Source organism: Algibacter lectus (assembly GCF_004368925.1).
GTDB lineage: Bacteria > Bacteroidota > Bacteroidia > Flavobacteriales > Flavobacteriaceae > Algibacter > Algibacter lectus.
Genome location: NZ_SORL01000007.1, coordinates 820,033 through 835,623, shown reverse-complemented (window position 1 = coordinate 835,623; position 15,591 = coordinate 820,033). Strand labels below are relative to the sequence as shown.

General features: G+C 34.6%; 9 protein-coding genes, 1 tRNA gene and 1 pseudogene. 10 read left to right on the top strand and 1 reads right to left on the bottom strand.

The genetic code is table 11. The features are described 5' to 3' along the window. Positions 1-115 precede the first annotated feature (115 nt). The 9 genes and pseudogenes from DFQ06_RS04595 to DFQ06_RS19530 form a co-directional block, all read left to right on the top strand. A complete protein-coding gene (locus DFQ06_RS04595; RefSeq protein WP_133966258.1) occupies positions 116-2,851 on the top strand; it encodes an alpha-L-rhamnosidase in 2,736 nt (911 codons plus the stop codon). Positions 2,852-2,905: 54 nt separating this feature from the next. Continuing rightward, positions 2,906-4,663: a glycoside hydrolase family 43 protein gene (locus DFQ06_RS04590; RefSeq protein WP_133966256.1), complete on the top strand. Its 1,758-nt coding sequence runs from the start codon at positions 2,906-2,908 to the stop codon at positions 4,661-4,663. A gap of 63 nt (positions 4,664-4,726) precedes the next feature. Continuing rightward, complete coding sequence (locus DFQ06_RS04585; protein WP_160491501.1) at positions 4,727-6,241, top strand: sulfatase; 1,515 nt, start codon at positions 4,727-4,729, stop codon at positions 6,239-6,241. Positions 6,242-6,261: 20 nt separating this feature from the next. After that, positions 6,262-7,740: a hypothetical protein gene (locus DFQ06_RS04580; RefSeq protein WP_133966252.1), complete on the top strand. Its 1,479-nt coding sequence runs from the start codon at positions 6,262-6,264 to the stop codon at positions 7,738-7,740. Between the two features lie 21 nt (positions 7,741-7,761). Then, positions 7,762-7,971, top strand: a complete 210-nt coding sequence (locus DFQ06_RS04575) for a T9SS type A sorting domain-containing protein (RefSeq protein ID WP_133966250.1) — start codon at positions 7,762-7,764, stop codon at positions 7,969-7,971. A 316-nt stretch (positions 7,972-8,287) separates the two neighbouring features. Continuing rightward, complete coding sequence (locus DFQ06_RS04570) at positions 8,288-8,818, top strand: hypothetical protein (RefSeq protein ID WP_166668885.1); 531 nt, start codon at positions 8,288-8,290, stop codon at positions 8,816-8,818. 564 nt (positions 8,819-9,382) lie between these two features. Beyond that, positions 9,383-12,436, top strand: coding sequence for a SusC/RagA family TonB-linked outer membrane protein (locus DFQ06_RS04565; protein ID WP_159140034.1), 3,054 nt, complete (start codon positions 9,383-9,385; stop codon positions 12,434-12,436). A gap of 20 nt (positions 12,437-12,456) precedes the next feature. Further along, complete coding sequence (locus DFQ06_RS04560) at positions 12,457-14,199, top strand: RagB/SusD family nutrient uptake outer membrane protein (RefSeq protein WP_133966244.1); 1,743 nt, start codon at positions 12,457-12,459, stop codon at positions 14,197-14,199. Positions 14,200-14,515: 316 nt separating this feature from the next. Next, positions 14,516-14,742, top strand: a pseudogene (locus DFQ06_RS19530) (DUF5712 family protein); the annotation flags it as partial. Positions 14,743-14,967: 225 nt separating this feature from the next. Here DFQ06_RS19530 and DFQ06_RS04555 read toward each other — a convergent pair. Continuing rightward, positions 14,968-15,041 (bottom strand) — tRNA-Met (locus tag DFQ06_RS04555). 135 nt (positions 15,042-15,176) lie between these two features. Between DFQ06_RS04555 and DFQ06_RS04550 the strand changes: the two genes are divergently transcribed. Next, positions 15,177-15,569 carry an START-like domain-containing protein gene (locus DFQ06_RS04550; RefSeq protein WP_042498517.1) on the top strand — a complete coding sequence of 131 codons (393 nt, stop codon included), beginning with the start codon at positions 15,177-15,179 and terminating at the stop codon, positions 15,567-15,569. Positions 15,570-15,591: the final 22 nt, after the last annotated feature.

Here is a 15,591-nt window from a genome sequence, read left to right as displayed (position 1 = left end):
ATAGGTATAACTTGGCAACTACTATATATTAGTTAAGGTTGCCAAGGATAATACAGGATACATGTTTAAAAAATAATAATAACCTTTATAAGATAATATTAAAATTACTAGAATAATGATGAGACACGCTTTTGTTTTATTTATGTTTTCAATCCTTTTTAGCTGTCAAAAAACGGTTGAATATAGAATTGCTCATAAATCAGAATTAAACACACTTGCTAATAATGCTATCACTTTTAGGTGGAAAATTGAAACTGAAGAAATCAAGGAGCAAACAGCCTATCAAATTAGGGTTTACGCGGGTAATAAAAATGATAGTAATAAGAGTAATATTATTTGGGACTCAGGTAGAGTAGAGAGTAAATTACAATCTTTTATTCCTTACTTAGGCGAAGCTTTAAAAGGAGGACAGGTTTATTATTCTAAGGTTAAGGTATGGGACGAAAACAATAATGAATCAAAATGGAGTACCCCCAAAAGACTAATAGCGCCTTTAAAATATCCAGAAGATTGGTCGGCTAAATGGATTACTTATAGTTATAAACCTGAAGACCCTTTGCCTTTATTTAGAAAAAAATTCAGTATTAAGGATACTGAAGAAATCGATTTTGTACGTTTTTATATCGCGGCACCTAGTTTTTATGAAGCTTATATTAATGGAAAAAGAATAGGTGAAAATGTATTAGATCCCGCTCAAACAAATTTTAACGATTATATGTTTTATACAGCTTACGATATTCCTATGGAACAATTAAAAACTGAAAACGTATTAGGTGTTATGCTTGGTAATGGTTGGTATAATCAAAATGTGGTTTGGGGCAAATCCATGATTTATGGTCAACCTATTGTTATGGGGCAGTTACAAATAACTTATAAAGATGGACGCAAGAAAACTATAAGTACCGATACGTCTTGGCAATGGACGGCAGGGCCAATTACATATACCAATATTTATACAGGCGAGTATTATGATGCCCGAAAGGAAGTTGCCAATTGGTCATCAAGTCTTGAAAATAATGCCCAATGGCAAGATGCAACACTAGCAGAAAAACACCCTAATAAAGTATTAGAGCAGTTTGCAGAACCCATAAAAGTTATGGATAGTATCATGCCAGTAAAAATAGCGTCAGCTAAGTATGGAAATTATATTTATGATTTTGGACAAAATATTACAGGATGGGGCAAACTGCAAGTTGAAGGTGAAAAAGGACAGGAAATCACAATTCGTTTTTCTGAAGAAATGGGGAAGGATGGCGAATTAGATTTTAGGTCAACAGGTATTAAGGCTACTAAAAATATACAAACCGAAAAATATATTTGTAAAGGTGAAGGGGTTGAAATCTGGGAGCCACGCTTTACTTATCATGGTTTTAGATATGCAGAAGTGTCAGGATTAACTAGTAAACCATCTAAGGATTTATTAACAGGGATGATCGTGTATTCTGCTATGGAAAAAACAGGAAGTTTCAATTCATCAGAACCTCATATTAATAAATTACATCAATTAACACTTTGGACTCTAAAAGGTAATATGCAGGGCATTCCAACAGATTGTCCACATCGTGAAAAATGTGGATGGACAGGAGATTCACATGCTGTTGCCAAAACGTTAATTCATAATTTAGACGCGCATCAGTTTTTGACTAAATACGTTTACGATATGCGGTCTTCTGGGAGAAATGAAAAAAAAGAACTTTATTTTGGAAGAAACTTTCACGACCGCAGTATTATTACAAAGCCCAAAGGCATAACAACCATGATTGCTCCAGGAAGACGTACTAGTGGCACAGCTTCTCCAGACTGGGGAACTGCTGTAGTGCAGTTGCCATGGTATATTTATACGTATTACGGCGATAAAAGTATTTTAGAAGCGTTTTATAAGGATATGACTACTTGGGTTGATTATGTAGGTTCTAAAAAAGAAAACGGTGTAATAGTGCATGGTTTAGGAGATTGGTGCCCGCCAGATGGAAACGCTAGTATTGAGTGTCCGGTACCAGTGAGTTCTACGGCTTATCACATTTTAGATGTTTCTATTTTAAGGAAAACAGCAAAAGTACTTGGTTATAAAGACGATGAAAAAAAGTATGAGCTATTAGAAAATCAACTAAAAGCTAGTTTTAATAATGCTTTTTTAGATAAACAAAAAGGAACTTATGGCAGCCAAACCGCTAATAGTATGGCGTTAGAAATAGGAATTACACCCGAAGCGTATAAAACGAAAGTAGCAAAAGCTATAGTGGAAGATAGTAACGCAAATCACAATGGGTTTTTAAGTACAGGAATTTTCGGTGTTTCTAGAGTTTTTCAAGCATTAAGTGAAAATGGTTACGAGGATAAGGCTTACCAACTACTTACTAAAAAAGGGAATCATAGTTTTGAAGCGATGTGGGCGCATTATGATGCTACTACATTATGGGAAATTTTACCCGTTAACACGAATCCTGAAGAATATGATAAATTGATGTTAAGGAGTCATAGTCATCCTATGCAAGGCGGATTTGACTCATGGTTTTATTCGGGTATAGCAGGAATTAATCCAGATGAAAATGAGCCTGGATTTAAAAAGGTGATTTTCAAACCTTATTTAACACAACAAATGGAACACGCTCAAGCATCGTATGAGTCTAGGTACGGTGTTATTAAAAGTGCTTGGAAAAATAAAGCAGGAATCTTTTCATGGGAAATTCAGATTCCGAAGAATTCTACAGGGGATGTATATGTTCCTAACTATGGAAAAGAAGTTGCTATTACTATAAATGGGGAAGCATTAAACAATCTAGATTTGTCCTCTCAATTTACAAATATAGGTTCGTTTAGTTCAGGAAATTATATTATTATAATGAAGTAATAACTGCCCAGTTTAGCAGAAGTTTATTTATCAACAAGAGTTAAAATCAACATCATGTTACTGAAGTTAAAGTATGTATTACCTATTTTGTTTTGTTGCTTTTTTTCATGTGCAGATAAACAATCAAATGAAAATGAAAAGCCTATAACAGGTAGCTGGGGAGATCAAGGTGATGGTACTTATAAAAACCCCATCTTAAATGCAGATTATCCAGATGTCGATGTGGAGAAGGTGGGAGATACCTATTATATGATTTCTTCTAAGCAGCACATGTCGCCAGGTATGGTTATTCTTGAGTCTAAAGACATGGTTAACTGGACTACCGTTGGTCATGTTTGGGAGAGTCTTTCTTGGGTTAAAAAATACGATTGGAATCAAATGAATGGTTATGCTCTTGGGGTTTGGGCCGGAGATTTGGCCTATCATGATGGTACTTGGTATTGTTACGTTATCGATAGAAACTATGGATTATTTATGAGTAGTGCCAAAGATATACGAGGTCCGTGGACCGAACCACACTTAATGTTACCACCTAATGAGGTGCTTGACGATCCCGCGGTATATTGGGATGAAGAGAACCATCAGGCCTATATGATATGTAATACAGGGAAATTTAAAAAATCAAGAGAAAATACAGCAGAAGGCAACGAGAACCGATTGTACAAAATGAGTTGGGATGGAAAAGAAATTCTTGATTCTGGAGAGGTCATTTATACAGGCCCTGGTGCTGAAGCAGCCAAAATTTATAACATAAATGACACGTGGTATATTTTAATGGGTGAGTGGTATGTTAAAAAACCTAGAAGGAGTAAAAAGATAGATAGTCCAGAAAACGATAGAAAGCAGATAGTATTGAGGTCTACTACAAACAGTATTTATGGCCCCTATGAAAAGAAAATTGTTTTTGAGCGCGGCAATGGTATCGAGAGAAGTTGCAGTCAAGGAGCATTAATGCAAGCGCCAGATAATACTTGGTGGTATACACATCAATTAATACAAAATATAGCTACGCCATTTCAAGGTCGCCCACAATTATTACAACCTGTAAATTGGGTAGATGGTTGGCCAATAATTGGTGAGGATATAGATAACGATGGTATTGGTGAACCTGTACTTCAACATAAAAAGCCCATTCAAGGTTTTCCAATAGATGCGCCTTCTACAGATGATGATTTTTCAAACACAACATTGGGACGTCAATGGGAATGGAATCACAATCCTAGAAATTCACATTGGTCGCTCACTGAGAGACCTGGTTGGTTGCGGTTAAAGGCCAGTATGCCTTTACCAGAAGAAACTACCAATGGCCCCGGAAATAATAATTGGTCAGAAAGTACAGGGACTACTTTTCCTTTCTGGCGGGCATCTAATACAATTAGCCAACGCATTATGGGAAATACAACTGGTGCAGCAGTTGCTAAATTTGATATTTCGCAGATGGCAATCGGTCAACGAGCGGGTTTTGTTAGGTTTGGAGGTGTTTATCATGTATTGGGAATTTATGTGGATAATCTAGGAGGTCGTAATCTATTTTATGTAAACAAAGATGGCGAGGAAACTAAAGGACCTAAAATAAAGTCTAATGATTTGTTTATTAGAACATCCAATACAGGAAATCAAGCTTATTTTGAATATAGCTTAGATGGAAATAAATATGAAAAATTCGGGCCACAATTTACCTTGAAATTTGGGAATTGGACAGGAGATCGGCTTGGGTTTTTCTGTTGGAATGATAAAGAAGATCAAGGCGTAATAGATATTGATTGGTTTACGTATGACTATGATGGGCCAAAAGGTGTTTATAAAAAATAAAAAAGCATGAAATATATTCATTTTAAACATTCCTATTATTTATTTTTTTTGAGCTTCACCTTGATGATTAACTATTCGGTTTTTGCTCAAAATAGTGAGTCAAAACCTAATATTCTTTTCATAGCAGTCGATGATATGAACGATTGGATTGGACCACTAGGCGGTATGGAGTTAAGTAAAACCCCGAATTTAGATAAATTAGCATCGCAGTCTATGCTATTTAAAAATGCACATTGTGCTTCTCCAGCATGTTCTCCGTCTCGCCTTTCAATCATGACAGGTGTACAGCCTTCAAAATCTGGTAATATGCAAAATGAGTGGTATGATGGTGCGCAGTGGCGCAATGAACCTATATTTAAAGACATAGAGACTATAGAGCAGTTTTTTAAAAACCGTGGATATAAAACACTTGCAGGAGGGAAAATCTATCATACATTAGCGCCGCCTTGGGAGGTGTTAAATCAAACTGAACCAGAATCTTGGGGTTTTTATTTCCCTAGTGCTCATGCGCCATTACCCTATCAAATACGAGCGGAGGATAGTATTATTAATCCAACTCATTTTAAAGGCAAGAGACTTGAGTATTTTACTTGGGGCCCACTTAATATTCCTGAAGAGAAAATGGCGGATTATCAAGTGGTAGATTGGGCGAGATATCAACTTCAACAAAAGCACGATAAACCCTTTTATTTGGCTTGTGGACTTTTTCGTCCTCACATGCCTTGGGAAGTGCCTCAAAAATATTTTGATTTATATCCTTTAGAGGATATACCAGATTTAGAAATTCAAGAAAATGATTTAAAAGATGCTTTTGATCATGGTCGTCGTAATTGGCATAAATGGGTTTTAATGAATAAACAATGGAAAAAAGTAATTCAAGGTTATTTAGCATCTATAGCCTTTGCAGACGCGCAGTTGGGACGTTTATTAAAAACATTAGAAGAATCGGAGTATCATAAAAATACCATTGTGGTACTATGGTCTGACCACGGTATGCATATGGGCGAAAAAGAAAACTGGGAAAAATTCACCTTATGGGAAGAGGCCACTCGTGTGCCGCTTATAATAAAAGCTCCTGGTGTTACAATTGCTGGAAGTAGCAGCTACCAACCTGTATCATTACTTGATGTTTATCCTTCTTTAGCTCAATTAGCAGGGTTTGAAGTGCCTGAACATTGTGATGGTGTTTCAGTACTTCCTTTAATTAAAAACTCAAAAGAGAAACGAAACCAGAGTGCTTTAACCAGTTTTAACTTTAACAGGTCTACTGCAAATTACCGAAAAAATCCAATAATTGGTCATGCTCTAAGAGGAGAGCGTTTTCGTTATATTTATTACGAAAAATTAGGGCTTGAAGAACTTTACGATCATAACAATGATCCTAGTGAGTTTAATAATTTAGCTTATAGAAAAGATTCAAAACATGTGATAAAAGAGTTTAGAAATGAACTTGTTGGTAGAGTTGATTATCTCACACTTGAGGACTTTAAGAAATTTCCGAAAGAATATATAATAAATAACGAAGTAATTGAGAAAACTAATTTCAAAACCATGAATGAATTGATTTTCATGGAATAATTGATGTTAAAAATAGAATTATGATAAAATTAAAATCGTTTGGTAAGTTGGCATTATCAATAGTCACAAGTGTTAATGTCTACAGTCAAAATCCGCCAGCAAATATTGTGCTTCCTTCAAATCCAAGAGTGACTACCGATATGTTAACCTCGGGTGATAATGGTTTTGCCATCGGTATCACTTCAAATGGAGGTGGTGTAATAAATAAATTAATTATACCAGGAATTACGGCGAAAAGTGATAATCCTGATAAGGATGTTTCAGGCCCCAAAGCAGATCTTTACGGACGCTCGGGACAAATGACGTTTAGAGATGGTGCACATTCTTCAAAATACAACCCTACTCAAGCAGGGTTTCACGAGCGTTTAGGTACAAGAACTACAGTAGAAACCGTTAATAAAAATGGAACTGCTAAAAAGTTAATTGTAGGCCCATTTAGATTGGCACTTTGGAGGGCTGATAATGGTTATGATTTTACTGAAAATGAGATTGGAGATAATGGCAATGGCGGTAAAGTAGTTTTAAAAGATCCTTATAATGATGATGATAAATTATTCCTAGATAGAACGACAGCAGATCCAAAAGATGAAATTTTGATTGCTGGAGATAATAAAGTTTTAGATATTGATGAAATAGAAGAAGGTCTTGAGATTACCCACACCGATGAGGTAGGAACGCCATTTACTTATTACGGAACTTACGAAGACATGATTGGCGAATCTGGTTTTACAGATGCATCTGGATCTATTATCAGACATTATTATGAGGCACGATATTATGATGAAGCCGATCATAGTTTAGAGCAGTTCAGATTTGGAACGATAAGAGCGGATAGTAAACAAGATGCTGGAAAACCTATTTTAAAAAGTGATTTATTTAAGAATCCTGCTACAAGTTTATTTCCTATACCTCTAGCATACTTAAAAGACAGTGGTTATAAAACAGATTATAAAGATTTGAGTAACATGTCTAATGCCTGGAATCTGCGTATGGATAACGATTATTGGGAGCCTGCATTTCGCTTTGTTTTTAATCAAGACACAGATACTTGGGTACGTACTGCTAGAGGTGAAAAACCTAAAAAGCCTGTTTTTCGATCGGATACAGGGAATTTTAAGGAAATATTTATGCTGACTAGTGAAGAGGATGTGGATAGCGATGTAGGATTTGCATTAATGCTTTTTAGACCAAAATCAGTAATTAATGATAAGCAAATAGTAGGAAGAAAGAAAGTAAATGGGGTATGGGAGAATATTTATGAATTGAGAAGAACTTTTGAATCATATGCTTCAGAAAGTTTTTTAAGAATTCCAATCTCTGCAACTTCTAGAGGAATGAGTACTTTTGGTTTTAGAAATAGAGTAGATTATTTACTTAATCCTGATGCATTGGTTGATGGAATTCGAGAAGTGTATCGAGCAGAATATTATATTGTTTATGGTACGCCAAAGGAATGTCTTGATAATTTAGCTAAGATTGAAGTTTTTGCTGCAATATGATCTAGTTTAGACGTTGAAGATTTGCATTTAGATACATTAACCTCTGTTTATCCTAATCCAAGTTCCAATGGTGTATTTCATTTAAGACAATCTGCACCTTGGACCGTATTTACACTTTATGGACAAAAGCTAAAAACGGGAAATAGCAATCTAGTTAAACTATCCCATCCAAAGCCGGGTATTTACATAATTAAGCAAGCAGGTAAAGTATGTAAAGTTGTAGTGAAATAATAATTAATATCAATAATATTTAAGAAAAAGTGGGCTTCAAAGCTAAATCAAGCTAAATACATGTTTTTAGTTAATTGCCATTTTTTACACGAATTCAAGAATAAAAACATTTACAGATTTTCACAAAATCAATGCATCCGTGTTAGTTTTTAAGAGTATGATTTTGTCCTAACAGTTGAATTCTTGAATTTTTTTATCTCTTTAATTTATTGCGCTATAATCAAGGTGTTCTAAATGCCCGCCGACAGGAGTTCTGTATGACGATGAACTTTATAAATGATTGCGGATATTCTGAAAATAAAATAATTATTAAAAAATGACAAAAAAAATAAGCATCATAATTTTGTTTGTAACTATAGCTATATTTAGTTTTTACGCCTATGTTCAATTTGAAAACGAGTCATACATATGTCAAAGTAAAGAAAAATCCTGTGAATGTGAAGGCTACGAGATATTCAACTTGAATGTACAAGAGTGCTTAGACATAATGGAAGCGACGGCTCTAAAATATTCTGAAACGGGTGTTGCTGTAGTCTCATTTGTTCCTGGGGAGGACACAAAATCTTGGAATTCAAGAATGCGGGTAGTAGGAACGTTAAGTACAAAGAACCATAATTTTTTAGGCGTTGCAAGTGCTAAATCTGCGGAAATGGCTGTTACACTTCAGAATTCAGGTACTAGCAATAGACCTCCTTTAATTGGTGAATTAGGATATAAAGGTGGAGTGATTCAAAAAGTATCATGTGGTTACTTAATTGCTAGTTTTTCTGGAGCACCTTCAGAAATTGATGCTGAAATTTCAAAAGTAGGGGTCCATTTTCTATCTAAATTGTTTGAGTCTCACTAAGTCCTTAGATTAGAGTTTCTTTTTTTTCTTATAATCGAGGTAGTCTGAGTTAGTATATTCATTTCGAGATTTCACTGTATTATTTTTATTGTTATTAGAAAATATACTTCTTTTTCTTAACAAGAATTCTAGTAGTACCTTCTCAATATTATTCAAAGTTTTTTGTTTCATTTTAACTTGAAGTCTTTACTTTAAAAATAATTTCTGTTATAGGAAACACTTTCTATTAAAGTCTGATAATACACGCTACTTTGTTTTCTACTTATAAAATAATATTTCATACTAAGACTTGTTATTTTTTATAAAAAAAGTAGATTCTATATCTATAATTTTTTTTCTATATATCTGTTTAGTTTACTGTTGTTTAGTGGTTTATGTTTTGTTTGTTGATAAAGTAGGCGAGCCTGATACGGCAGGATGAACAAAATAGTCTAAATATATAATTTAACCCCTATTAATAAAAGTAAATCTATTTGGGTATGGCTACAGCATGATGATGACATGTAATGGTTAATGTTTAATAAGATTTATCAACCAACTATTTTAACTAAAACAATAAGACTAATGAGAAAAAAATTAACTAAATTTTATTTAATGTTTTTATTGAGCGCCTTTTGGTGTTGCTCGATATATGCACAGAGCCTCACAGATGTGCAAGGGGTGATTCTTGATGCTAAAAGTAATTTGCCGTTGCCGGGAGCAACGGTTATGGTAAAAGGAACTTCGAGGGGAACGGTAACCGATTTTGATGGTAATTATAGTATTAAGGCCACTTCCAATGATGTGCTTCAGATTTCTTTTATTGGGTATAAATCTGTAGAAGAAGTAGTAAATGGACGAATCAAAATTGATTTCAAACTAGAGGAAGATAGTGAGCAACTTTCCGAAGTAGTAATTGTAGGTTTTGGCGAGCAGAAAAAAGCGACTGTAACAGGGGCGATATCTTCAATTAGCACTAAAGAACTTAAGCAAAGTCCAGCGGCAAATCTTGCAGTAACGTTAGCTGGGCGATTGCCAGGGCTTACTTCTATTCAAACTTCAGGAGAACCAGGTCGAGATGTTACCCAGCTTTTTATTAGAGGGCAGGGAACTATCAATGCACGATCTCCAATTATTTTAGTTGATGGAGTTGAGCGTGATTTAACTTATATGGATCCTAACGAGGTGGAATCTGTAACCATTTTAAAAGATGCTTCTTCAACGGCTATTTTTGGGGTAAGAGGTGCTAATGGTGTAATTCTGGTAACAACTAAGCGAGGGACTTCTGAGGTGCCTGAGGTGAATGTATCTATGGAATCGGGTGTTCAAACTTTTACAAGATTGCCGCAACCAGTAAATGCATATGAATACGCAACATTAAGAAATTTGGCTCAGAACAACGACGGATTAGGGAATGCCTTTTCTGCGGAAGCTTTAGAGGCTTACAAATCGCATTCAGATCCCGAAAAATATCCAGACACCGATTGGGCTGGACTTTTAGTAGAAGATTTTGCTCCACAGCAAAGAATAAACCTTAATATTTCTGGAGCAAGTAAGGCTGTTAAATATTATATTAATGCAGGGTATTTAAATCAAGGAGGGTCATTTAAAACTGAAAAAGATTTGAATTATGATCCCAGCTTTAAACTGGATCGTTACAACTTTAGGTCCAATATAGATATGCAGATTAATAATAACCTAAAGGCATTCCTTAATTTAGCTGGTTATGTTGAAAAACAAAATGCACCATTTTCAGTTGGTACAGCCTCAACGGGACAAGGAGGGGCTTCCCCTTCTGTTAACATATTAGCGGGTATTCTTGATATGCCATCCAATGTGCCAGGCCCTGTTTCTCCTAGTGGTGCAGTTGTAACTGTTACTGAGTTAGTTAATCCTGCTTATGGATTATTGAATAGGACAGGATATAGACAACAAACAAGGAACAACACTACAGCAACTTTTGGAATGGAACAACAGTTGGATTTTATAACAAAAGGCTTATCGGCTAAAGCTGTTATGTCCTTTGATACAAAGGGGACAAATAATTTGAATGCTAGTAAAAGTTATATACGAGAAATACAGGTGATTGATAAAACTGCATCTGGAAGGGATAGTATTTATTATAAGAATTTTTCTGATGATGTAGAAACGCCCCTAAATATTTCAGGAAGTAGAGCGTTTCAAAGTTTTTCAAATTTTCAAACCTATTTAAATTATAAGCGAACTTTTAATAAGCATGATGTTAGTGGTTTATTACTTTATCAGCAGCAAAAAGAAATTATTAATGAACAACTTCCTTATAACCTTATAGGGGTTTCTTCTAGGGTCACCTATGCCTACGATGATAAATATTTTGTAGAGTTTAATGCAGGTTATAACGGTTCAGAACAATTTGCTCCCGGAAATCGATTTGGTTTTTTTCCAGCTGTTTCAGGAGGTTGGTTGGTTTCTAAAGAAAACTTTTGGAATGTAAAAGGAATTGATAGATTAAAAGTTAGAGGTTCTTATGGAAAAGTAGGTAACGACCGGATTGGAAATGATAGGTTTTTGTATTTAGATGATATATCAGTAAGTGGTGGTGGTTATTCATCTAGTTTGGATCAAGGGAGAAGAATAGCTATTAATCAATTAAGAAATGGAGAGTTACAATGGGAAGTTGCAAATAAAATTAATATTGGTTTAGAAGTCGATTTTTTAAAGTCTTTTGAATTAATTGTAGATGTATTTAGTGAAAAGAGAGACAATATTTTAAGAAATAGGGGAACAATTCCTATTTTAAACGGATTGTCAACTAACGTTTTACCACCTGTTAATATTGGGGTTGTTGAGAATAAAGGTTTTGAAGTGGAATTGAATTATAAAAAAGCGTTTTCACCAGATTTTTTTGTTAGAGGAAGGGCGTTTGTAGGTTACGCAAGAAACGAACAAAAATTTGCTGATGAACCATTATTACCAGAAGACTACGCTTATAGATACAGACAAACAGGTTATAGAATTGGTCAAAATTTCGGATATATTGTTGAGAAATATTTTGATACTCAAGAAGAGATTGATAACTCTCCAGTACAAATTGTTGGTGGGCATGAATCTAGACCAGGAGACTTTAAATACAAAGATCTTAATGAAGATGGTGTTGTAGATCAGAAGGATATTGCACCAATTGGGGCTTCAACCATGCCTGAAACTTCTTTCGGACTAGGATTGAGTACAACTTATAAAAACTTTGATTTGAGTGCTCTTGTACAAGGGGTTGCCAATGTAGATAAGTTTTATAGTGGTAGAGGGACTTTTGCTAGTGGACAAACCAATTATTTTGACCAACATTTAACTAGTTGGACTCAAGAGCGTGCGGATAATGGAGAGCCTATTAATTTTCCTAGATTGAGTACCGAACCATCACCAAGTGAAAAAGAAAATTCCTTTTTTATTAGGGACGCTAGTTATGTAAGATTGAAGAACTTAGAAATAGGATATAGAATTCAATTAAAGGGAGTTGCAAATATGCGACTTTACATGAATGGGTTAAACTTAATTACTTGGGATAAATTACCTAGCAAAAATTATGATCCAGAAGCAGCTAACGGCCTTTCTTACCCACTACTTAAAGTATATAGTTTAGGTGTTAATTTGAAATTTTAAAACTGAAAAAATATTAAGAAATGAAAAATAAAATTTTATATCTATTCGTAAGTGCTCTAGTCATAATAAGTTGTGATAAAGCATTAGACATAACGCCAGATGGTAGGCTAACATTAGAAGACGTTTTTAAAGATGAGCATCAAACGGAAGCCTATTTGAACACGGTTTATAGCAGCATTCCGTCTTATTCCTATTATTACCATTTTTTCACTTATATAGCAGGGGTTACAGATGAGTGTCAAGACGCTGCTGTGGGAAATACACCAGGTAATATTGCCAACCTTTGGATTACAGGGGCAATGACCCCCGATTTTAATCCTCTTGAAAATGGACCGGGAGGTCATGGAAAAAAGCATTATGATACGTTTTGGGCAGGGATAAGAAACGCTAATGTATTTTTGGAAAATGTGGAAACAGCCAATATTCCCAATGATAAAAATAGAGAGCGATATAAAGCAGAAGCTTTAATACTAAGAGCTTTTTATTATCTTGAGTTAATAAAGCAATATGGACCAATGCCTATTGTTACCAAACCTTTTGGTCCAGCATTTGACTATACAACTTTAATTAGGCCAACATTTCAAGAATGTACGGATTTTATAGTTAATGATTGTGATGAAGCCATTGCTAATTCATATTTACCTCTTCGTATTACCTTAGAGCCAGAACGTGGGCGCTTTAGTAAAGCTGTAGCTTACGCAATAAAATCACAAGCATTACTTTATAATGCAAGTCCGTTATGGAATCCAGAAAATAGCACTGCGAAATGGCAAGCAGCTTCAACGGCTTCAGAAGAAGCCTTGTCAAAGCTTACCGATGGAGGGGAGTATGAGTTGTTCCCAGATTATGAACAATACTTTTTCTCTAGTTCCGATATAAATCCTTCTCCTAGAGATAGAGAAACCATATTGGAAATAAAAGCTACTGGTCATCCTAGCTTTAGAAATACCAATGCCTTACCAAGTATGCCAGGTCAAAATAATGCAGGAATTACACCAACGCAAGAGTTGGTTGATAGTTACGATATGTTAGGAACTGGTGAACCAGCTATCTTAGGGTATAACGACGAAGATCATTTGGAACCTATTATAAATACCAATTCAGGATATGATCCTGCCAATCCTTATGATGGCAGAGATCCTAGATTTTATGCAACCGTATGGTATAACGGAGCACTTTTAGATAATATTGCTGGAAAAATCCATGTAGTTGAAACCTTTTTAGGTGGTGCCGATGCACTTAAAAAAACACCGCCAAACAAAAACAATACCCATACGGGGTACTATTTGCGTAAATTTCATGATCCAAAATTACAGAATGGTCAAAATGCGCAATCTAGATGGAAAAAGTATCATTTGGCTGAAATTTATCTAAATTATGCTGAGGCTGAAAATGAAGCTAATGGACCAACTGTAGAGGCTTATAATGCCATTAATAAAATTAGAGAAAGAGTTGGAATGCCTAATTTACCTGCAGGACTTTCAAAAGATGAATTTAGGAAACGCGTTAGAAACGAAAGAAGGGTGGAACTCGTTATTGAGGAGCATAGATTTTGGGATGTAAGAAGATGGAAAATATTAGACCAAACTGATAAATTGGTGACCGGTATGGAAGTTATAAAAAACGGAGATAATTTTGAGTATGAGCGTTTTGTAACAGAACGAAGAAATGCGTGGCAGGATAAGTTTCTTATTTTTCCAATTCCGATTAAAGATACTTCTATTATTCCTGATTTTAACGATAATCAAAATCCAGGTTGGTAGTGGTTTTTTGAATAATTATTTTATAAGATTTATTTAAAGAGTTAGTTTTTGTTAAAAAGCCGTAGACATTTATGTCTGCGGCTTTTTTTATTCTATTTACCTATAAATGGAGGGGGAGATAAGGTATTTTTAAATGGAGTAATAAGTTATTAGTAATAATATGGTAATTGCTCTATCACATTCCCCTACATTCCGTAAAAACTACATTCCAGAAAAAAACACTTCACTAAAAAGTCTTGGACCCAATCCTCACTTTTGACTTTTCATTGCGTTTATGCTTTCTGCTTCGCTGGAAAGTAACACTTCATTTTCAAGTAATACTGTAAAAATCAAAAAGAAAGAGCCATAGTTTTATTGAATTACAGTTAGTCCTAGTAAATATGAATTAAGTAAACGGAAACCAATTCCGAAGATTTAAAAAAATATACTAGAGCAATAATGCATGATTATGCAAGGTCTTTTAATAGAGAGATTAATGGTAAGTCGATAACCGTTGATGACATAAAATATTTTGCGAAAATTGAAGATCAACGCACATTACGGAATGTTAGATCGTATAAAAATAGAAAAGGTGCTAACATTATGGTTTACCTGCTAATTTTTATTTTTCAGAGGAATTAATGTGAAAATTTTATTAATCTAATAGAATTTGAGGTAAATTGATGTTGATTGTGTAGTGAGTGAGAAAATACAGGAATTTTTTAGCTATGTTTTAGCAAAATAAAAAAAGCCAAGAATAAAATTCTTGGCTTTCCCTTTGTTTACTTGTAGCGAGAATGGGGCACGATCCCATGACCTCCGAGTTATGAATCCGACGCTCTAACCAGCTGAGCTACCTCGCCATATGCGTTTCCGCGGGTGCAAAGATAAAAACATAATTAGATTACACAAACATTAGTTGCAAAAAATATTATTAAATTTTCTGTGGTACTTCTTAATTAATGTATATATTGGTCAACATAAAGATTAAATCATATATGGACGAGAAAGTAAAATATAATATAGAGTTTCCTATACAAGCATCACCGCAATTATTATATCAGTATATATCAACGCCTTCTGGGTTATCTGAATGGTTTTCAGACAACGTAAATTCCAGAGGAGAGCTGTTTACTTTTATTTGGGATGGTAGCGAAGAAAAAGCAAAACTATTAAATAAAAAAAGTGGCGAGCGTGTTAAATTTAGATGGTTGGAAGATGAAGAGGAAGGCGATTCTTATTATTTTGAAATCAGAATTCAAGTAGATGAAATCACAAAGGATGTATCTTTAATGGTGACTGATTATGCTGAAGAAGATGAAGTAGACGAATCTAAAATGCTTTGGACTAACCAAATATCAAGTTTAAAGCAAGTATTAGGCTCAGCGTAATATAAAAAACATAATATTCGAT

Excerpts from the sequence above, each read along its gene's own strand:
- DFQ06_RS04560 (WP_133966244.1), top strand. The coding sequence starts at position 12,457 with ATGAAAAATAAAATTTTATATCTATTCGTAAGTGCTCTAGTCATAATA.
- DFQ06_RS04590 (WP_133966256.1), top strand. The coding sequence starts at position 2,906 with ATGTTACTGAAGTTAAAGTATGTATTACCTATTTTGTTTTGTTGCTTT.
- DFQ06_RS04570 (WP_166668885.1), top strand. The coding sequence starts at position 8,288 with ATGACAAAAAAAATAAGCATCATAATTTTGTTTGTAACTATAGCTATA.
- DFQ06_RS04565 (WP_159140034.1), top strand. The coding sequence starts at position 9,383 with ATGAGAAAAAAATTAACTAAATTTTATTTAATGTTTTTATTGAGCGCC.
- DFQ06_RS04550 (WP_042498517.1), top strand. The coding sequence starts at position 15,177 with ATGGACGAGAAAGTAAAATATAATATAGAGTTTCCTATACAAGCATCA.
- DFQ06_RS04585 (WP_160491501.1), top strand. The coding sequence starts at position 4,727 with ATGATTAACTATTCGGTTTTTGCTCAAAATAGTGAGTCAAAACCTAAT.
- DFQ06_RS04595 (WP_133966258.1), top strand. The coding sequence starts at position 116 with ATGATGAGACACGCTTTTGTTTTATTTATGTTTTCAATCCTTTTTAGC.
- DFQ06_RS04580 (WP_133966252.1), top strand. The coding sequence starts at position 6,262 with ATGATAAAATTAAAATCGTTTGGTAAGTTGGCATTATCAATAGTCACA.